The 20,115-nt window shown below is 46.6% G+C and carries 21 protein-coding genes; 10 read left to right on the forward strand and 11 right to left on the reverse strand.

Annotated elements, in window-relative coordinates:
* Positions 1–214: 214 nt before the first annotated feature.
* The 7 genes from ACH59B_RS23410 to ACH59B_RS23440 form a co-directional block, all read right to left on the reverse strand.
* Positions 215–898, reverse strand: a complete 684-nt coding sequence (locus ACH59B_RS23410) for a hypothetical protein (RefSeq protein WP_016822842.1) — start codon at positions 896–898, stop codon at positions 215–217.
* 112 nt (positions 899–1,010) lie between these two features.
* On the reverse strand, positions 1,011–1,343 hold the full coding sequence (locus tag ACH59B_RS23415) for a hypothetical protein (protein ID WP_049800039.1): 333 nt from the start codon (positions 1,341–1,343) through the stop codon (positions 1,011–1,013).
* 5 nt (positions 1,344–1,348) lie between these two features.
* Positions 1,349–2,368: an LLM class flavin-dependent oxidoreductase gene (locus tag ACH59B_RS23420; RefSeq protein ID WP_016822840.1), complete on the reverse strand. Its 1,020-nt coding sequence runs from the start codon at positions 2,366–2,368 to the stop codon at positions 1,349–1,351.
* Positions 2,369–2,504: 136 nt separating this feature from the next.
* Positions 2,505–3,650 carry an AI-2E family transporter gene (locus tag ACH59B_RS23425; protein WP_016822839.1) on the reverse strand — a complete coding sequence of 382 codons (1,146 nt, stop codon included), beginning with the start codon at positions 3,648–3,650 and terminating at the stop codon, positions 2,505–2,507.
* A 150-nt stretch (positions 3,651–3,800) separates the two neighbouring features.
* Complete coding sequence (locus tag ACH59B_RS23430; RefSeq protein ID WP_016822838.1) at positions 3,801–4,814, reverse strand: LCP family protein; 1,014 nt, start codon at positions 4,812–4,814, stop codon at positions 3,801–3,803.
* Positions 4,815–4,927: 113 nt separating this feature from the next.
* A complete protein-coding gene (locus ACH59B_RS23435) occupies positions 4,928–5,872 on the reverse strand; it encodes a cation diffusion facilitator family transporter (protein WP_016822837.1) in 945 nt (314 codons plus the stop codon).
* 204 nt (positions 5,873–6,076) lie between these two features.
* Positions 6,077–7,696, reverse strand: a complete 1,620-nt coding sequence (locus ACH59B_RS23440) for a DEAD/DEAH box helicase (protein WP_016822836.1) — start codon at positions 7,694–7,696, stop codon at positions 6,077–6,079.
* Positions 7,697–8,019: 323 nt separating this feature from the next.
* Between ACH59B_RS23440 and ACH59B_RS23445 the strand changes: the two genes are divergently transcribed.
* From ACH59B_RS23445 to ACH59B_RS23475, 7 genes are read left to right on the forward strand one after another with little or no spacing between them, the layout of a single operon-like run.
* Positions 8,020–8,637 (forward strand): hypothetical protein, encoded by a 618-nt coding sequence (locus ACH59B_RS23445; protein WP_016822835.1) that lies wholly within the window; start codon positions 8,020–8,022, stop codon positions 8,635–8,637.
* Between the two features lie 39 nt (positions 8,638–8,676).
* Positions 8,677–9,321 (forward strand): immunity 50 family protein, encoded by a 645-nt coding sequence (locus ACH59B_RS23450; protein ID WP_016822834.1) that lies wholly within the window; start codon positions 8,677–8,679, stop codon positions 9,319–9,321.
* The gene (locus ACH59B_RS23455; RefSeq protein ID WP_016822833.1) at positions 9,314–9,724 is read left to right on the forward strand and encodes a hypothetical protein; all 411 of its coding nucleotides are present in this window, start codon (positions 9,314–9,316) and stop codon (positions 9,722–9,724) included. The genes ACH59B_RS23450 and ACH59B_RS23455 overlap by 8 nt, the downstream gene beginning before the upstream one ends.
* A gap of 44 nt (positions 9,725–9,768) precedes the next feature.
* Positions 9,769–10,275 carry a HEAT repeat domain-containing protein gene (locus ACH59B_RS23460; RefSeq protein ID WP_404302803.1) on the forward strand — a complete coding sequence of 169 codons (507 nt, stop codon included), beginning with the start codon at positions 9,769–9,771 and terminating at the stop codon, positions 10,273–10,275.
* Between the two features lie 29 nt (positions 10,276–10,304).
* Positions 10,305–10,934, forward strand: a complete 630-nt coding sequence (locus ACH59B_RS23465; protein ID WP_016822831.1) for a hypothetical protein — start codon at positions 10,305–10,307, stop codon at positions 10,932–10,934.
* A 28-nt stretch (positions 10,935–10,962) separates the two neighbouring features.
* A complete protein-coding gene (locus tag ACH59B_RS23470; RefSeq protein ID WP_016822830.1) occupies positions 10,963–11,523 on the forward strand; it encodes a hypothetical protein in 561 nt (186 codons plus the stop codon).
* A gap of 2 nt (positions 11,524–11,525) precedes the next feature.
* The gene (locus tag ACH59B_RS23475; protein ID WP_016822829.1) at positions 11,526–11,960 is read left to right on the forward strand and encodes an immunity 26/phosphotriesterase HocA family protein; all 435 of its coding nucleotides are present in this window, start codon (positions 11,526–11,528) and stop codon (positions 11,958–11,960) included.
* A 67-nt stretch (positions 11,961–12,027) separates the two neighbouring features.
* On the opposite strand, the gene ACH59B_RS23480 is transcribed toward ACH59B_RS23475, so the two are convergent.
* Positions 12,028–12,567, reverse strand: a complete 540-nt coding sequence (locus ACH59B_RS23480; RefSeq protein ID WP_404302806.1) for a hypothetical protein — start codon at positions 12,565–12,567, stop codon at positions 12,028–12,030.
* Between the two features lie 368 nt (positions 12,568–12,935).
* Between ACH59B_RS23480 and ACH59B_RS23485 the strand changes: the two genes are divergently transcribed.
* On the forward strand, positions 12,936–13,580 hold the full coding sequence (locus ACH59B_RS23485) for a hypothetical protein (protein WP_025366046.1): 645 nt from the start codon (positions 12,936–12,938) through the stop codon (positions 13,578–13,580).
* Between the two features lie 182 nt (positions 13,581–13,762).
* Here ACH59B_RS23485 and ACH59B_RS23490 read toward each other — a convergent pair whose 3' ends face one another.
* Positions 13,763–15,397, reverse strand: a complete 1,635-nt coding sequence (locus ACH59B_RS23490; RefSeq protein ID WP_404302808.1) for a DUF6138 family protein — start codon at positions 15,395–15,397, stop codon at positions 13,763–13,765.
* A gap of 203 nt (positions 15,398–15,600) precedes the next feature.
* Between ACH59B_RS23490 and ACH59B_RS23495 the strand changes: the two genes are divergently transcribed.
* Both ACH59B_RS23495 and ACH59B_RS23500 read left to right on the forward strand, forming a co-directional pair.
* Complete coding sequence (locus ACH59B_RS23495; RefSeq protein ID WP_404302810.1) at positions 15,601–16,332, forward strand: SMI1/KNR4 family protein; 732 nt, start codon at positions 15,601–15,603, stop codon at positions 16,330–16,332.
* Positions 16,333–16,349: 17 nt separating this feature from the next.
* On the forward strand, positions 16,350–17,765 hold the full coding sequence (locus ACH59B_RS23500) for an SMI1/KNR4 family protein (RefSeq protein WP_404302812.1): 1,416 nt from the start codon (positions 16,350–16,352) through the stop codon (positions 17,763–17,765).
* 64 nt (positions 17,766–17,829) lie between these two features.
* Here ACH59B_RS23500 and ACH59B_RS23505 read toward each other — a convergent pair whose 3' ends face one another.
* Together ACH59B_RS23505 and ACH59B_RS23510 are read right to left on the reverse strand one after the other, a co-directional pair.
* Positions 17,830–18,444, reverse strand: coding sequence for a TetR/AcrR family transcriptional regulator (locus tag ACH59B_RS23505; RefSeq protein ID WP_016822822.1), 615 nt, complete (start codon positions 18,442–18,444; stop codon positions 17,830–17,832).
* Positions 18,445–18,469: 25 nt separating this feature from the next.
* Positions 18,470–19,954: an NAD(P)/FAD-dependent oxidoreductase gene (locus ACH59B_RS23510; protein ID WP_045244680.1), complete on the reverse strand. Its 1,485-nt coding sequence runs from the start codon at positions 19,952–19,954 to the stop codon at positions 18,470–18,472.
* Positions 19,955–20,115 lie beyond the last annotated feature (161 nt).

The following is a 20,115-nucleotide window of genomic DNA, read 5'->3' on the forward strand; positions in this document are numbered from 1 at the left end:
ATTATCAAGTGTTAACTCACATATTCCTTTAAATCTTGGACCGCATCGGATGCTATAACGATTCACCTATGATGAGTTTACTTATGCGGTCTGATGGCTCTCAGCAGCGCTCTCCTACCCCTATATTGTTATTTTGAGAAATTCTGCAACAAAATAGGAGCAGTGCTGATCGCAGGGCTCCTGTTTTAATTTTAGATATATTTATTTTACCTGTTTAATGCTTATCGACTCTGAAGGCAACCCCCACAGGCTTAGACACCATAACATAACCTAAGAAGGAATCTCCCCATGGGTATGGATCATAAACTCCTAATCTATGTTTTTCATATCGTGGGAAAGCACTAACAACCCATCTTTCTCCCTTAGGAACATTCACAGAGTATTCATCAGATAGAGAAAAACCCTGGCTTAAACTAAATCCCATGCTCGCTTCAATAGCTTCCGCAGAACCCGAAATCGATCCTTCTACTTGGGCTGTAATTGAAGATGATACTGTAAGTTTTGCACTGCCAGGTCCATAATAGGTACTTACACGAAGTGCATTGTTAGTATCAACCCAATATCCTTTATTTTCATTAGTTTTAACAATTGGGCCAATTCCCCAAGACTGTGGACTAACAACACCTTTATTGCCTTTTTCTTGCGTCAAGTCATTATAATTGACATAATAGTAATAAACATCCTCTCCAACACTGCTAGTCGGATCTATATATTTGTATACTTGTCCATGTGCGGATGTTATTTCATCGGTTTTTTCCCAATTACCTGCCTCTGCTTGTATGCTGGAAGATAACGGATTTGGTGATTCACTTGCAGAAGCAAGGGGGACGTATGGGAGTAATAGTGCCGTCATTGCTGCCAAAATTGCGGTTTTCGTTATTACCTTAATTGGTTTCATTTTTTGAAATTCTCCTTTTCCAAAAAAATAATTTTAGGGTGGTTATCGTTATGAGTAAATTTGAAAAAAAACTAATTAAGTATTTGTCTTACGGATTTATGGTAGGTATATATTATTCCTTCATCAAAGGCCCAACACATTCATCTACAGTTAATGGAGCGACTAAGTTCTTCACTTTACCTGCGTCTGATTTTATTTTTAGTACATTATCAACCTCATTTCTAATAAGTATTATTTTTGGGTTTTTATATTTTTTGGTGTTTTTGGTCAAGAGAAGGAATAAATAGGTTTTACCTCTATATTCCAAACTTGTAAGTTGATAATCTTTATCATTTTTATAATAAGCATATTTCGGAATAAAAGAGGAGCCGTGCTGATCGCATCGGCTCCTCTTTGTGCTCCAAACTTCTAATATTCTGTATAGCATCAACAAAATTCTGGCCATTCGCATTAAGCCTGTACAGAGGACAGTCCAAATGCTTCAGCCATGAGACGTATAGATTTCATTTTGGCATCGAAGTCGTGAATAATGCTCGCAACCATGATCTCCTGCGCATTATAGTCCTTGGATAATTGCTCAAGCTGACGCTTGACCTGTGCGGGTGAACCAACCACCATACGCTTGCGATTCTCACGAATGCGCATCCGGTCATATGGCGTATACGGATACGCAAGCGCCTTTTCGACGGAAGGTGTTCCTGCGGAACGCGTTCCCTGTTCCAAAAGCACCAGGGACAAGTCCATGCTGGATGCCAAACGATTGGCCTCCTCTTCAGTATCCGCACAGATCGCAAATACGGAGACAAGCGAACGTGGTTGGTCACTATGCTGGGAAGGCTGGAAGTTTTCCTGATATCCCTTCATAGCACCTGTGCCGCCTTCACCATTAATAAACTGCGCGAACGCAAAGCCTACGCCACGCTCGGCGGCCAGACCCGCGCTATCACCGCTGGAGCCAAGCAGCCACATTTCCGGCACAGTCTCTACGAGCGGCATCGCCTGTAGCGAACCGAAGCGATGCTGGCTGCCTGTGCTATCGTGCAAGTAGGCTAGCAGATCATCCAGCTGCTCGGGGTACAGATCAATGCCGCCCCGCATTTTCCCCTCCTGCAAAGCTCTGGTAGCAATCGGCATTCCTCCGGGCGCTCGCCCCAGACCCAGATCAATGCGCCCCGGATACAATCCCTCCAGTACCCGGAAGTTTTCCGCTACTTTATAAGCGCTGTAATGGGGCAGCATCACACCGCCCGACCCTACCCGAATCGTCTGGGTACGAGCAGCCAGGTGTGAAATCAATACCTCGGGGCTGGACCCTGCAAGATTAGAGGCAGCATGATGCTCGGATACCCAAAAGCGATGATAACCCAAGCGTTCCGCCTCTATAGCAAGCTCAGCAGTCTTTTGTAATGCTTGTGCATGCGTCATGCCTTCCGATACCGGAGATTGGTCAAGAATGCTGAGTTTTATCATAAAAAGTCTGACCTTTCTATTTTGGAATAAGAATAGGCATTAAGTATAGCACGCAAAGCCACAGTTAACCAAGAGGAGCAAAATAGTAGATTTAACGCGCCCATTAGTCATGTTTACTTTTCATAGAGACTGCTTTTTACTTTACTTTATCTGCTTCATAAAGATGTGAACGCTTTTGAAAGAAACTAAACAGATGGGTCACGATGACTTTCAAGACGGCATAACCTGGAACAGCCAGTACAATCCCTACCACACCAAACAAATTGCCTGCTGTCAAAATAACAAAGATAATCGTAATCGGATGTACTCGAAGCGATTTGCCCATAATTTGTGGTGAAATAAATTTACCCTCAATAAGCTGGACAACTGTCCATACGATAACCATTTTGAGCAGCATGATCGGTGAGGTAACTATAGCTACGATTAACGCGGGTGTAATGGCAATTACAGGACCTAAGTAGGGAACCACGCTCGTAAAAGACGCAATGACCGCAAGCGTCAAAGAGTAGTCCAATCCAATAATCAGATAACCTATATATAGCAGCACTCCAATACAGAAGCTAACAATAATTTGTCCACGAATGTACGAGCTGACCTGATGATTCATTTCGGTCATGATACGATCTGTCTCTTTACGAAACATAGGTGGAAGCATTTTTAGAATCCACTGCGGCAGCTTGTGTCCATCTTTCAGCAAATAGAACAGAATGAACGGAACCGTAGCGATCGCAAGCACAGTTTCCGTAATCACACCCAAAAAGCTTCCCACACCCGTCCATGCATTATTGATAAAGCCAGATAACTTTTCAGAAGCTTTGGAGGCCAGTTCAGATGGATCTATTTGAATGGTGTTCTGGAACTGGTTCACAAAGTTACTGCCAATCAGTCGCTCAAACTGTTGTTTGACTTGCTCGGTATAGGCAGGGACATTTTGGATAAGGCCCTGTATCTGATCACGGATCACAGGTACCACCGACGTAACCACAATAGCGATAATGCCTATAATGAGCAAAAACAGAACAACAATGGAGTATACTCGCTTTACCTTATTCCGCTCCAGTACATCTACCAACGGATTGAGCAGATAGTACAATACACCGGACAAAATGACAGGGAGAATAATCGTTTTCAGCAGCACGATGACAGGGGTAAATATGTATGAAATTTTGGTAAGCACTAAGATATTCAAGCCGATCAGCAGCAGTACCAACAGGAATAACACAAACTTGTTGTTCAGAAAAAACTTCTTAAACCGGTCTTTCCATGCCGGAGTTATTTCCACATGACATTCCCCTTCTCTTTAGACAGATGAGTATACGTTCTTCATAATTACGATATATTTTTGGAACAAAATATACAAGGTTATACCCAAATAAACACAAAAGCAAACAAAGTTGTACGTTATTGTACGAACTTCGCTTGCTTTGAATGGTTATGGAGTATCATTTGTCGTGGTGGCAGCCTCCACCGTCGTAGTCACAGGTTTGTTTTCTTGATCAAAAAGATTCTGTATGAACCGCTTGAGCTTTCGCTCATCCACACCCAACACCTGTGCACCCTTGATGGTTTCCCCACGCACCAGTTCATTTGGCGGGATTTGCTGCTTCGCTACTGTTTTAGCATCGATATTAAAACCCAATGAAGCCAACTGCAGCATTTCCGTTGTACTCAGATTCGTTTCAATATAAGGAGAAATGCTATTTAAAATACTTGGCAGTTTAATGAGCGACGAGGTCGATTGTATTTTACTGCCCAGTTCGGTAATGAATTTGCGCTGTCGCTCCGTACGTGTAAAATCCGAAGTCGCATCATGACGGAAACGTACATATTGCAAGGCTGTTTTACCGTCCATGTGCTGCATTCCCTTTTTCAAGTCAATATCAAACTGGTGTTTGTCTGCCTTGGACGTGTAATGCATATCTTTTTCGACATCCAGGTCAATACCACCTACAGAGTCAACCAGTGCAATGAAACCATTAAAATCAGTATATACATAATATTGAATCGGTATGCCCAGAAGGTCGCTCACAGTCTGTCTAGTCAAATCCGGCCCACCGTAGGAAAAGGCAGCATTCAATCGACTTTGCCCATGACCCGGGATCTTGACATACGTATCACGAAGAATCGACATAAGTGTGGCCTTTTTCGTAACCGGATCAACAGAAGCAACCATAACCGAGTCAGAACGCCCTGAATCTTCTCCACGGGAATCTCCGCCAAGCAGCAGTATATTTACTCTTTCTGTTCCATCCCATTCCGGTGGGAGTGATACCTCTACAGGTTGTACATTGGTTGAAGTTTGGGTTTGCGGTTTAAATTTCGAATCCTGTCCGGAAGCAACCGAAATTTGGTTCGTAAAATGATATATAGAATAAGCATAATATCCGCCCACTAAAAGGACTGCAGCAGTCACAGAAATACCTAGCCATTTTAAAAATTTTCGCATATTTTCGGGTAACCTCGCTTTTATTCATCATCGTTCGGCTTTTAAAAGCATACCCTTCCGGCAAGTTATCTGTCAATTCGCGTCGTATGTTCTAGGGGCGTTATTCGTATCGGTTATACCTTTTCTTCAGGGTCTTTTTGTGTTGATTTTACAGCATGGAGGTCGTCTGCATACCACGGATTCAAATGGACAAGCACCTCATAAACCCGCGGCTCCTGCTTCATGACGGCCCTCTTGATCAGCCGGATAATATCGTGTCCCTGCTGAATCGTCAAAGAGGCATCCACTGAAGCTCGGATATCAACGATAATATAATGACCATGCTCACGGGCACGGATACGATCAATACGCTGAACCTCGACTACACTCAGTGCCGCTGCTGCGTAGCTTTCGATTTCCTCGGTTGCAATGGCCTTCTCCATGAGCACATCTATGGATTCGCGACCCATTTCCCACGCCAATTTCAGAACCAGCAACGCCACTACGAACCCCGCAATGGGGTCGCCGTAAGATAAAATCGGAATATTCCAATGTTCCCCAATCAGTCCTAATCCGATCCCCAAGACAGCCGCTCCCGAGGCATACACATCAGCGAGGTGATCTTTTGCCGTCGCAATGAGACCCTGACTATTGGCCGCTCTGCCAATACGAATCGTGTAGATATACAGCCACTGTTTCCAGAGCAAGGAAATAATGGCGGCCACCAATGCCAGTATATGCTCCTGTGGCATCGGTTCGAACAGTGCGGCAATGGAATGATAGCCGATAAATATGCCTGCCCCGAACAGTATGACCGCCACTACACTAGCACCAATTACTTCTGCCTTGCCATGACCATAAGGATGATCCTCATCCGGCGGCTGGCTGGATATTCTCATCGCTCCCAGTGCCGTTGCAGAAGCAATGACGTCCCCGGCGTTATGCACACCATCGGCCACCAGCACCTTACTGTTGAACATGAGTCCTGCGATTATTTTGATGCCGGTTAAGAGGATGTTGCTGATCAGGCTGATCCATGCTGAGACCATGGCACGCTTGCCCATATCCTGTTCCTGCATGATGTATAACCCCTCCAAATTATCTTTTAAAAAATGTCCTGACCGCTATTCGGTTATCTCAGGGCATCTTTGGTTGCACTTTATCTTATGATGCTGTTCTTACAGCGGCATATATGAAGATTACAATAGCCCCGGAAGATGAGCCTCCCCGGGGCTATTATGATAACCATAGTGGAGCATTCTATGAGAATACCCCCATTTTATCTACCTGGACCGACCGCGTCGGCCTCCTTGACCTTGTCCACCGCGTCCACCTTGGCCTCCGCGTGCGGAACCGCCGCTGCTACGGTCATATCCGCTACGTCCGCTGCTTTGGCCTGCCGAACGACCTTGACCTCCGCGTGCAGATCCGCCGCTGCTGCGGTCATATCCGCCACGTCCGCTGCTTTGCTCTGCGGAGCGGCCTTGACCTCCGCGTGCAGATCCGCCGCTGCTGCGGTCATATCCGCCACGTCCGCTGCTTTGGCCTGCCGAGCGGCCTTGACCTTCGCGTACAGAACGGCCGCTACTGCGGTCATATCCGCCACGTTCACTGCTACTGCGGTTGGAGCGACGCTCGCCGCTTGCACCGTCACGACGACCCGCCTGTTCGCGGCCGCTGCGGCGTCCGCCGCCAGCATCGTTGCCGCCAAAGGAACGGCGGTCGTTTCTGCCTGAGCGGTCATTTCTACCCTGCCGCTCAGGCGTATCGGGAGCAGGTCTACGCTGCCCGCCGCCCTCACTGCTGGTGAATGTGACACCAGCAACTCTTTGGATGTTCCGAAGCTCAGGAACATCCCTTGGCGTGGCGAGCGTCACCGCAACGCCTTTGCCTCCGGCACGACCGGTACGTCCGATGCGGTGGATGTAGCTTTCGGCATCCTGCGGCATGTCATAGTTGAAGACATGCGTGACGCCTTCTACATCGAGGCCGCGTGCGGCTACATCTGTCGCTACGAGCAATTGAAGTTTCGCTTCACGGAACGCCTTCATCACTTGCTCCCGCTTGTTCTGGGACAAGTCCCCATGCAGCTCACCGCTCTCGAACCCCATCTCCTGGAGTTCTTCATTCAGTTTGGAAGCCCGGCGCTTGGTACGGCAGAAAATAACAGCCAGATACGGACGATCCGTATTCAGCATATCTACCAATGCCTGTTGCTTACCACGGTCTGTTGTTTGCACAACGACCTGACGGATTTGGCTCACGGGAACGGAAGAAGCCGATTTCACTTTGACATCAACGGGTTCGTTCATATAGACACGAGCCAGCTTGCGAATACCAGCTGGCATCGTAGCGGAAAACAGCATGGTTTGTCTCCGGTAAGGAACCTCCTGAAGAATCGTTTCCACATCGTTCAAGAAGCCCATGTGTAACATTTGGTCAGCCTCATCCAGGACCAGCATTTTAATGCCGCCTAAATCAAGCGTGCCACGTCTCAGGTGATCCAACAGTCGCCCAGGTGTACCAATAATCAGTTGTGCGCCACCTTTTAGTTTACGAAGCTGACGCTCCACGTCCTGTCCTCCGTAAACAGCTAGCAGAGATAAACTCGGTTCCGCAGCAGCCAAGCATTTTGCTTCCTCTGTAATCTGGAGCGCCAATTCACGCGTAGGTGCAATCACGAGCGCCTGCGGATGCCGCTTGTCCAAATTCAGCTTTTGTAGAATCGGCAGTAAAAACGCAAGCGTCTTCCCCGTGCCCGTATGTGCCTCGGCAATCACATCCTGACCTTCCATCAACAGTGGAATGGACTCCTGTTGTACAGGTGTTGGCGCTGAGATGCCTTGCTCTTTCAAGGCTTCTACCCAATGTTGCTCCACGCCTAATGCTGTAAAATTCTTCAAGTTGTATTCACTTCCCTTATCTGTATTCAATATGTGTCACGTAAAATAGGTTCATGTGCCATATGACATCTATCGTTCCATAGTTCAGAATTCCCATTTTTGTATCGGTTCTCATTCTCCCCTTTTCAGGAAGGGAGCATATCCGTTATCGTTGAATCTGTTCATGTAACTCAACATACGGCCGCAAGGCGGCTCAGGCCGTTCCATATATGACTTTCCTAGTATACGCGAAGTTGAACTGGTTTCCAAACGATTTTAACGAATCCCGCAAAAGGTGAATTCAATCACCATGTCATATATTATGGTAGGATAATTGGTAATTCATGAATAAAGGGTGGATGCTTGTGGTTAACAACCTGCATTATAATTTCATAATGACAGGCTCCTTATCGGAGAAACACACTTTGTTTGCCGAAGACTGCTTTACTAACCTGTTCGATTGTTTTGAAACGCTCCTGAACATATCAGGAATCCGTAACACCCGTGTGTCTATCTATCAATCCAAGAAAGCCAAACACGGCAAGATCCGCTGGGACAAGCAGGAGCTGCTCCGCATTGTAACCGATGATGAAATGACTCCTTTGATGCTGGTTATAGAGGCTCCTAGTATCAAATCGTCCTATAACAAAGGTACCACGCCGGAAGTGTACATTCTTTTGTCCAATGACACCATGTCCCGATCCTCCAATAATTGCGGCATACTCGTTTCGATCCGTCAGGACGTTTATGAACATATCGACCAAACAAGCATGGAAGACGTTATGATGAAGCTGAGCCAGTGGTTGAAGGCAGACAAGTTGTTACACAGCTCGCGCAACTTTTATGCTGGCAGTAAAGCAAGGGCTATTATGGATATTCTCCCATTTATGCTCGAAAAGAATACCCCGGATATGAAGTATGTTTTTCAATCGTGGACTCCGTACCCTTTACGTCACACTTAAACTATCCGTCATCTCATTAACCCTAGGAGGCTGCAATTTATGCAAATTCAAGTTCACAACATTGAAAAAAAAGGAAACGAATATCTCATTCATTATCAAGCCGGAGGAGCACTGCCGTTCGTTCCGCATGATGTTGTCCTGATCCATGGCAAACAGTATTTTATAGGTACGATTTTGAAGGTAGAGCCGGAACAGGCCCTTATCCGTATCAATCCAGAATATGAAGACCAACTGACAGGGTCTATCGGACTGGAACTGGCTTTCTCTCCAACCGTTTCTATTCAAGGTGCAGACAGCATTGTCGAAAAGCTCGGCTATTTCCCACCTTTCCACTATGACCGAGTCACAGCTGCCAATATGACGAAAGACCAGATTACACTGACGATTGAGCTATCCCCCACTAGTGTGCTGGTTCCTAAATCACCGGATCTGGAACCTTCGGCTGAGGCACCTGTGATCCTTGAAGCTTCAGCGAAAGACATTCCACGCTATGCAGTGACTTTTACATTTCTGGAAACCAAAGAGCATGTATTAACCCCTGTAGAAACAGAAAATATCATCTTGCAGCTTGATTTCCGCTATGAAGAAGCAGACATGGTCGTTGACATCGATGCCTTGTCGGGACTGTCAGGTAGCTTTCTATGCAGAGGCATCCGAGCAGAGATTACGGAACTTCATGAATAAACAAGAGGCTCGCGAGCTGTTGCGCTGTCATTCTTTTATTCATGATGATTTGGAGCATCCCAAAATGCAAAGCGGATTTCTAGGGATGCTTCGTCCCTTTCAAGGCGAACTGATCGAGGACAACTTCCATGAGCTCATGACTATCATTGAAGTTCTGGCAGATGAGCTGGAGAAACCGTCCGTAGAACGGGAGCTTATATCCGCTCTGTGGGGAATTTGCCAATATACACGGGCATGGGCGTTGTATCCTGATAGTATGCTGCAACGGAATCACCTGCTGACCGCAGAGCAGATTAGTACCCTTGACGATTGGATTGATACAATCTCCTATGCGATTATGGTGCTGCTGGAGGGGGGCGGAACGGAAGAGGCTTTATCGAACTATAGACATAAGAGTAGGTAATACACAATGCCAAAAGTAATCTGGCTAAGAAATAAGGAGGGTATATGTCCATACAAACCGATGATGAGGGAAAGACATTTTTATCTATTTTCCCTACACTATCGTATGAAGATCGGTTGGTATCACTACGCGAATTAACAGCGATCCCCCAGCCTGTGGAGGACACCATCGCATTACTTTTGCAGCTTGCGCAGCAATCATCCGAGGAGGATCTGCTTCGTATAGAAGCGCTGAAGGTCATCGGACTATATGCAGCTCAGAGCCAGCAGCCGATGATCATGCGAGGAATTCGCGAGCTGCTGTCCAAGCCTGATGAAGATGATGATGTGCAAAACGCAGCTTTACAAACTTTGGCATGGATGCCTTGTTCAGAAGCAGAGCTACGTTTAGCTTTGGACATAATCTGCAGTGATACATATATCTTAGTCAAGGGGGCCGCTTTTGCACTGCTCCGCGCACATAAAGCCAACCCTTTTGCACTACATGCGCTGAAGCAATTATTGCAACATGAGGAATTCGGCGCATCTGCGAAGCGTGAGCTGTCCACATAATCGACAACTAAAGGAGAATTACTCTACTCATGCGTGTAAGAATATTTATATTCATATTGATTATCGGAATTATATGTGTGCCTGCGTATTTCATTATGAGCAGCTTTGGGTTATTCCAAAATGAAAAGGTGCTCGTACATTATAAGGTTGCCGTTGAGGTAAAGGGTAAAAAGTATGATACCTGGCCTTTAATCAGCAGCTATACCGCGATCGATAAAAAAGGGGATCATCGTCAGCTCTACTATCAAGCAGAGGGCTCAGGCATAGAATACCTGTTTCAACTCGCATATGGACAATATGAACTCAGACCCTCCAAGGATAATCCTTTTCTGGACGGGGGAATCCACTACACCATGGACCATCCCGATTATGTGCGTGAGGAAAAACAGTATGAGAACGCCAACGACTATACGGAGTTAACCCATTACTACAATCAACAAGAGCAGGTTATTTATACTTACAATCCTGAAGCCAAGCTCGACAAAACCTATGTTCGCTCCATCATCACCGCTGGGATGACTCGCACCACTGGTAATTCAAGCCGTGCGGTAAAGGATAACTATATCAATATCAGTAAGCTGTTTAAGGACAAGCTGGGAGTGAATGTGAAGGTAGATGTTGACGAGGACAACAAAATCGTGACCCTGTCCATGTCATAATGAACGAAAAGAAAGGAAGGCGCTACGGATGACAGAAACACATCATGTTAAATTAGGACCCGCTTATTTGGATGGTTGGGTTGTGCCCGAAAACCCGGAGGCATGGGTCGAGCAGGAATGGACAGGTAAGCTCCGTTCACAGGCCGGAAATACGAAATTCCACATTTTTTATTATGGAGAGTTCATGGACGAGCTGATCGCTGTAACGGAGTTTGCACCCCAGCTCATTATTGCAGAAGATGCAGTCACAGGTGAGCAGATCGTGATTTTTGATGGAACCCGCCATGGTTACGATGCACTGCTGTGTGAAGTATATACGGAAGAACAGCAGAACAATCGCACTCCCCTGCTACCTTATCTGGACGATGATGGTGAAGATACCTTTGAGGTGACCGTGACTGCTTTTTATAATGTTGATTGGGATGACGAGTTTGCGGATGATGTGGATGAGAACGGGCAGCTGGAGTTGATCAGCGGCGAACGATGTGATTTTGAAGAGGTAAAGCGAAATGGCTTTGATGCGATCAGTATTACGATTATCAGCGCTAAAGGCTTAAAAACAGAGATCATTCAGGAAGAGCTGGCCTGACGATGATATTCAAAAGAATCAAACATCAGGAAGGCGATATTTTTGTTATCCCCATGCATGACGGCCGCTTTGCGGTATGTCAGGTGATCTGCGCGCTGTATGGTCGATTCAAAAAGGCATTCTCCTTTGGGGTGCTATCCATAGGTCAGAATCAAACGTACGAGGATGAAACCACCTATCTCTCCTTCACACATTACCGGGGTCGATTTGAGGTTATATTCACCGCTACCCAAAATCTGACGAAGGGAGTATGGCCCATTATCGATCATCGCCCTCTATCCGAGGAGCAACAGCAGCTAAAGTATTTTAATTGTGCGGGCCATCTGTATTGCGGGGATGAATATATACGCAATCTGGAACTGGAAGAATATAATCAATATACTGTAATGGGCGTGGCTGGATATGAGCTAGTACAGCAATATTTAGCCCAAACATAAAAGCTAGAAGAATAGCAACGCAAAGAGCCACCTTAGACTTCGAAAACTAGGGTGGTTCTTTAACGATCTAAAAGGGTTCAAATGTATAAGGGAATGGTGTACGATGTGTTCCCAAAATCGACTTTACACGCTCCCCATCCAGCAGCGCTTCGACGAAGCTATACAAATCAGGGGCTGCATACCGAAAGTTGCCCCATGTGCGCAGATTCAAAGCATAAATCGGGAATTCCCCCCGTTCATCAGGCGATTGAACATCCCAGACCAGCAGGTCATTTCCTTCACTGGAAGCGAAGGGAACTGCATGCTCCAATAGTTCCGGGAAACCATCTGGCTCCAGCGCCGCTTCTTGTAAAACCTCTTCCGATTCCAGTACATCATCAAACCAGGCTCGCCAGTCATGGTAACGACGAAGCCATGAATCCGGGTGATCACCGAGAGGAATATGGATGTTCCATAGGCCGCATAACCGCCCGTAGCCGAGAGTTTTGACGTAATTTATATAGGAAGGCGGAAACCCTCGACCGTTTTCAAAACGATGCTCTATAAGAAATTCCTCATCATAGTAGGCCTGGAATTGCGGACGCTGCAGTCCTGTAAAAATGCTCATATACCCATTCTCCTTTGCACTACGTAATCCTATTTCCACGCTTCGGCACATTGAAAACGCCTTTTTCAAGTGTTAAAATGGGAATAAGATGTATATTCTAAAAAAGAGTGAAGATGCGTCAACATCCTCACTCTTTGGCAACAGCCGCTTTTAAGGGCGGTGGCTGCAAGTTTACGGTACATGAAATAGACCGGTTCCTACCACGGGCGGTCTATTTCTTTTTATGGAAGGAAAGAATCAGGACCCTCACCTCCTTCACAGGAGACTAGCCGACCGCCCATCTAAGCCATTCTGTTGTTAAGGAATATTATAGCATATGATATATAAAAAGTACGTTTTTACGCTCTTTCCGAAAAGGAGGAACGAACATGGAGCAAAAACGCTTCAAAGATGAATATGGATATAAATATGACTTTGCCGCCGTGATCAGGAGGGGAGAACAGGTAGCTGTCCACTGCCCTCGCTGTCAGAGTCAAGCTTCTATTTCCAAATCAAAGGAAGACTGTTATTACGTTGTTCGCTGCTCTCATTGTTACTACACATTTCAGCAGCCAGAATCGTATAAATTCTATGCACGCGGCGTATGCAGCCACTGTGAGCGGTATTTTAATATCGAAATTCATGATGACCGAACGGTTACTCACAAAAATACAAATATACACTGTCCGCATTGCGAGACACGTAATCAGGTTCCGGTGCATCGTATGCAGTCACGTGAATGGCATACGGACGTGATCCAAAATGGAAAAGATCCTATTTTCCAGCTCCAGCTGTACTTCCTTGATTACTATCGGGGGAAACCAGTCTGGGCTCTTAACCGGATACACCTGAATTACCTGCTCTCCTATATCTCTGCCGAGTTGCGAGAAAAACCCTCATCCGGTATGATGCGTACGGCTTCCCATTCCATTCCCAAATACATTAAGGATGCTAAAAATCGCCAGGCCATTTTAAAAATATTACAAAAGCTACAGCATAAACAAGCGTCTAAGGGAGAGCATTACCAAACATGAGTATACAAACTTTTGACAGCCTAGAAGCACTGATCCAGGCCGTTTCCCAGACCAGCACGTGCAATCTTGGCTGGAAATAGCGACTGTACAGGATGTTATTGAAGTGCTACGCCGCAGTGGAAGCGAGCCAGATATTCAACACATTGCGCAGGGACTGCGATATGATCAAGAATACGATGCTTTTATGGAATAAGCGGCTCCAGTAACTCTTTTACCTCAGGGACAGCCTGCTTCAGGCTGTTTTTTAGTTTCTTCGCGCCACCCCATATACGACAAACGAGCATCTCTTGTTCGTAGTCTTCCAGTTGTAGAAGCACATCTACTAACGCCTGTGCCTGCTCTACACTTTCAATGCCAGCCGATTTTAGTGGTTTGGCGGAATCATTACCTGCCAAAAGAATCCTCGCCCAAACGGGGATCGTATCCGGTGTCAGTCCATGCGCCTCAGCAAATACAGCAGCGTAACCGTCCTGTACCGACTGATGCTCACTGTCTACCAGCTTCATATAACGATTCACCAGCGAAAAATACTCCGTTCCTTTAAGTCCTAATCCCATCACCGCATAGGTTCCTGGCATCGCCGACTTCTCCCCCGGCTCTACATCGTTGTACCACTTGAATTCTTCCATCACGTTCTCGGCATATTCCGCCAGCAACGGAAGCAGCGAAGGGTATTCAAGTGCATTGGCAAAGAAACGATGTAATGCAGATTTGGCCAACTTGGGTACGGGTAGATAGTTTTTCACTTTGCTTTTAAACTTCATCCCATATTCCTTAGTAAAGCCTTTCCGTAATATATCACATAGATATATGAGTGCTTCTCTGTAGCTCTCTTCTTCCTCAGAACGAATCTGAACCTCTAGTGTTTGCAAAATATCATTCGCTTGGCAGGTGACACGCTCGCTTGTATATGACGCTGGAATGCTGCCTGATCCGCTCTTAAGCCACTGAACAGCCTGCTCTGAGCCCAATTGTGCAGCAATCTCCAAATACTTCTGCCGTGCATCGGCATCGGTCAGACCCACTCGCATCGCGGTCAGCAGGAACATCTCCATAACCGGGGCGGGAATATCTGAAGGAAGAATATCGGGTCTCACCGTATAATCAAGCCCGTACCTTTTTTCCTGATCTGTATACTTAGCCAAAAATTCATCTTCAGCCCAATGCATTAAGCCTCTGCTCAGCTGATGCCTCCATGCTTCTTCTCGCTTGCGGCTGACCTGCACTTTTGCATCCATTCGATTCAGCAGTTCATTCACCCGCTGGGCGTCTACAGGGTACAAATGAGGATCAAGCAAGTGCCTTATTAAGAAAAAATCGTCCTCTTCCTTTGGCATAGCTCTACTGGCAGGATTGAGCTTCTGCTCCACAAACCGTTCAATAGAGGCTAACAGGTGCTGCCGCTTATCTTCGTTCAGCAGCGAGAATGTAAAATGACTGGCCTTATTCTCCAAGACCACCTCCAAATGAAATTCCAGCCGATAACGAAAAAACATAGGACCAAATTCTTCCGAATTATACAGAGCCGCTATCCGTTCTTTGAACACTGGCATCCATTCATCCTGCACCTGCTGGAGCGTCACTTCCTCCGTAAAACCAGGAATTTTTGTGTCTGGTCTACGATGATCCCAATCAAACGGTTCGTAGGTATCCACCCATACCCCATCTCTCTTACAGGTAACTTTTAAGTATTCATGAATCCCTTCGTGAAGGACGCTTTTGTTCTTGAATTCCGCGATGCGCTTTTGCTCAGAAGCGTATCTCTGGTCAATCTCTTCAAAAATTGGATCTATGTAGGCCTGTACCCCCGATGTCATACGATGTGTTCCCCTTTCGTACCCTCACAAATTGTAGTTCTTACATAATTGAGATAGACTAATATTTAACTATTTTATTTCCTGATTATAGCATATCTCTCATTTACATTTGGGCTCCATCCCTATAGATAGAGTGCCGGAAAGCAGGTGTATTCTTCATGTATTGGGTTTCCACACAACACACGCCAGTGGCTGCCGATGAAATGACAAATTTCGAACATACCCATGGCATAACTTTACCAACTCCCTATGCTTCATTTCTCACCCAATACGGGCCAGGAACCTATTGTGGCCTGCTGGTGATTGAACCGCCTGATCCTCAACTTTTGCAATCCTATGCAGATTACGAACTGTGGACGCATGATGATAACTGTCCGATCACCGCGCAACAGCTGGGCGAGTGCGTGGTCATCGGCAGCTCCATAGATGGTGATTTTCTAGCGGTGCATCCTCAGATCGAAGGGTTGCTTTGGCTACCGCGACATTCGGAAGTCATTACTATGAAGCCATTAGATGTTCAAACCCCATTTACAGATACGCTGGAGCATATACTACGGGATGAATTCGGAAAAACAGAGCCATTCCCCCGTTATTTCGAACCTGTCAGTCTGGACAGAACCGCGACATTCCTACTATTTAATCCCCTGGATACGGCCGAAGCTTACGATCCAGCCAATCCGAATGATCAAATTCCGGAAATAGCTCCGGCATCTACACAAGTATTGGCTCAGCGGTTTAAACAGCATTTTGACACAAACCTATGGATCGAAAACGAGCATACCTGCATGGCTTTTTTCCAGCTTCTTGGCGGATATGTGCGCTTCAACTATGCATATGGACGCGAAGTGGCGATCATTTATGAACCCAAGGCGATAGCACTTCATGATGAAATTCTATCATTCTTGCAAAAAGAGCATTGCCGAGTTGTAGAGTAAGAGGAGGACGAATACGAATGACAGTACATTTTGCATATACCTTAGAAAAGCTGGGGGAAATCGCTGATCGTCTGAGACAAGGTGGAATGCCTGACGTGGCATACCAATGCACGAAGGGGATTTCCGAAGAGGAACTGACTGAGCTGGAGGAACGGCTCCAGATCACTTTGCCTGCCTCCCTGTCTGAATTATTAAAGCGGTGTGGCAGCTTACATCTGCTATGGTGCCTCCCTCAACACTGTGTTGTAGTCGATGAATCAGAGTATTCATATGAAGGCAGCCATGACCTTGAACAAGAACCGACTAACCTTGACGATATTACAGGAGAATTTGGCTGGAATTATGAGGATATTGGCTATTTTACATCCTATGGAGAAGATACCTACTCAGCAGCGGACGAACAACGATATCTTATTTTGAACTATAACGGTGCTGGTGATCCGATCCTGCTTGATAGAGCGACATCCGCAACAGAGCCAGCAGTGTTCTGTTATGAGCATGAGTTGGACCAGTTCACCCTGCTTGCAGAAAGTCTACCTACCTATATAGAAACCATGCTTACCTTGCACGGACTATGGCTGTGGGACTGGTCTAACGTGTTAGACGAGCATGGTATTCAGCTAAATAGCCCGTCGCTGCAGCTGTGGCAACGCTGGTTGGATATGTTCTGCACGATGAAACTGGAGGATGCCCGGTCGTTGGATACACTGATCCACTACACCACCATGCATGGCGTAGATCATCCTGCTGTACTGCAGGCTTTCCAGGCCTATGATCCAAAGGATATTTTTCTTGCCTGGGAGCAGCGCATTCAGTGTAACCCGGCCCAATTCGCTACATGGGCATTTTTCGTTGGGGAGACCGCAGGTATTGGGGCTGCTGATTGGGTTCGCTCCTTATGGGAGCCGGACACGGATACCGCGCAAGCATGGAGACCTCCCGCTTCAAATAACACACATGCTAGGGCCGCATTTATCTCGACACGTGCCTATCTATCCGCCCGCTGCCTGCCCGAGCAGGAAGGGCTTACAAAAGTTTACAATGATCTGATACAGCATAGGGCGAAGGATGGCAAATTAGAAGGATACACCGTTAGCGGGCAGTTACAGCATTTTCATTCCCCCCAGGTCATCGACTGGATGCGGGATAAGGTCAATCATCCGGTTGATGGCTGGGCAGTACTTTTCGCCTACTCACGTCCTACAGATGAGCAGGTGATTGAATGGCTATCCGGTAGCGAGCTTCATCAGAAAATTGCAACCGAGGCGATGGATATCATGATTCAGCGCGATCTTCTGCCCACTCTAGAAGCAGACGCTTGGGCTAGCATCTCAAATCTGCTTCATGCTTCTTTACAGCTCGTGGTGCTCAAAAAAGATAAACGTCGCATTGAAGCCGTGCTTCAGCAGCTTTCACATTTGGAACTTCGTTAACACTGGAATCGACGTATGCAGACTTGCATGTATGGGGTGTGAGGATAAAAAATGAGCCGCTGCATCAGCGGCTTATTCCCCGAATAAAAGTATCTATAGTAAATGAAATCAATTCATCATTTGATTTTGCCATAGGAAGTTCAAAATTCAGGAGCAAAGAAGTCAATCCGTGCAGCATACTCCATACGGATCTAGCCATCAGGCGCTCATCTCCTTGAATGATGCAGCCTTCCTCCATAGCGGCTTTAAGTCCGCCCTCAAGCAACTCAAACCCCTTAAAACTCCCACTGTCTATAAGGGTAACCGAGCTTACAGATTCAAGGTTGCTGATAAACAGGATGTTGTAGTATTCGGGATTAGCCATGCCAAAACGGACATAAGCATCGGACACTGTTTTCAGTGTGTCCAGAGCGTTCAGTCCGGCTGCCTGTGCTTCATCCACGCGCTGCTGAAGAGCCTTCAGGAACAAAGCATTCCCTTCTAACAGCAGTTCACGGACAACCGCTTCCTTATTGGAGAAATAATGATAAATAGTCGTTGGTGAATATTCGATCTGATCCGCAATTTTACGCATAGAGACCTCAGCATACCCTTGGTTCAAGAAGAGCGATCGAGCGGCCTCAATGATTTTGCGGCGAATCTCACTGCTTTCACGTTCTCGGCGTTTGATATGTTTCATGAGTAGATATACTTGCCCTTTCTGCCTATCTCAATTTGGCGGCGATACGATCAGCTTCCATTATACCCGAGTTCATAGCTCCTTGAAACCCGCCCCCAGGCTGTGTCCAGGCTCCTACCAATGACAGGCGGTTCACTGCTGATTTGCGCTTCAGTCTGTTTATGCCGGACTGCCGGACCGTTTGTGCATAGCCATAAACGGCTCCGCCGGGATTAGCAGTATACCGCTGCATGGTGCGTGGTGTGCCCAACTCTGCCACCACGACTTTGCTGCTAAAACCAGGATATAGCTGTTCAAGACATTCCAGTATCTGCTGTGTTACTGCTTTCTTTTTGGCTTTATATTCGGGACGTGCACTATGCCAGTTCTCCAATCTGTCCAAAAATGTAACAGCGATGACACCCTTTCCCGCTTCATTGAGTGTAGGATCCATGGCGTTATAATTTGTGAGCATCCAGTTGCCTTTCATATACTGGCCGCTCATCATGACTTCATAATCCGTCTCCGAATCCGGCTCGTTACACAGGATTAAGTCTTCTTCGCTGATCCCAAGCTCATGAGGCTCGCATGATAGCCCTAGGTACAGTTGAGTGAGAGACGTACCAGTTTCCAGTCTGGTTACAGCCTCCAGCTCGCGACGGGCGGCATTGTGACTCTCCAGCAGACGGCCATAGGTATGATGGGGACTGATCCCAGACACAACCCAGTTGGCTTTATATACATCCCCTTTTTTCAGACGTACACCAGCTGCTTTACCGCGTTCAAGTATAATTTCAGATACCTGACTGCGCAGGTGAACTTCTCCTTCAGCTGATTGAATAGCTTCGACCAGCGCATTGGACAAGGCCTGTGCACCTCCCTGAATGTAGTACGTCCCCTCGAGATGATAGCCGATCCAGGGAATAAAAAAGTACAAAGCCGCCAACCGCTTCGGGGGCAGCCCATAATAGGGCCAGAGTGCAGTGAAGAACTCCGTGAATCGGTCAGACAAGCCAAACTGACTTACAGCCTCCCAGGTGGTCATTTTCGTCCAGCGGAAGAAGGTGCCTGCTTTGAACAGACCCGCCAGCTTACGCCAGGAAGTAAGGGAAGAAAAAGCGGTAAAGCCTGTCTCAAAACGGCGAATGCCCGCGAATAGCTTGTCAATGGCTGCTACCTCAGCAGGAAACATGCCTTTGAGGAGTTGCACATACTCCTGCACATCAGATGGGATATCAATGATCTGCCCTTCCCAGCGAATGGAGTAAGGGTGCTTTTTACGGAGAGGAACGATTTGCTGGTCCACATGGCAGTCCTTTAACATCTGACCGAAGCTGCCTTCTTCGAGTCCGCCGACGCCGTGCAAGGACACATCAAAGGTATATCCCTTTCGTGTGAATTCAGTAGCAAAGCCGCCAGCCAAAGTATGACTTTCAAACACAGCTGTCCGGTAACCCAACGCAGAAAGTCTGGCTGCACAAGACAAACCACCCAGCCCAGCACCAATGACAATAACATCATATTGGTTCATGATTTCATCTCCCTTATTAACGTCGTTATATAAGTTAACAGTGTTAAGTTAAGGAGATTATATACCATCGCATCCCGGTTGAGAAGGAAAATTTTTTATAAAAACATCCAAAATTGTAGCGCTTTCACTTGTCAGATTCCAATGAGGATGCTATCCTTCAA

The organism is Paenibacillus sp. DP01 (genome assembly GCF_044784315.1).
In the GTDB taxonomy this organism is placed as follows: domain Bacteria; phylum Bacillota; class Bacilli; order Paenibacillales; family Paenibacillaceae; genus Paenibacillus; species Paenibacillus polymyxa.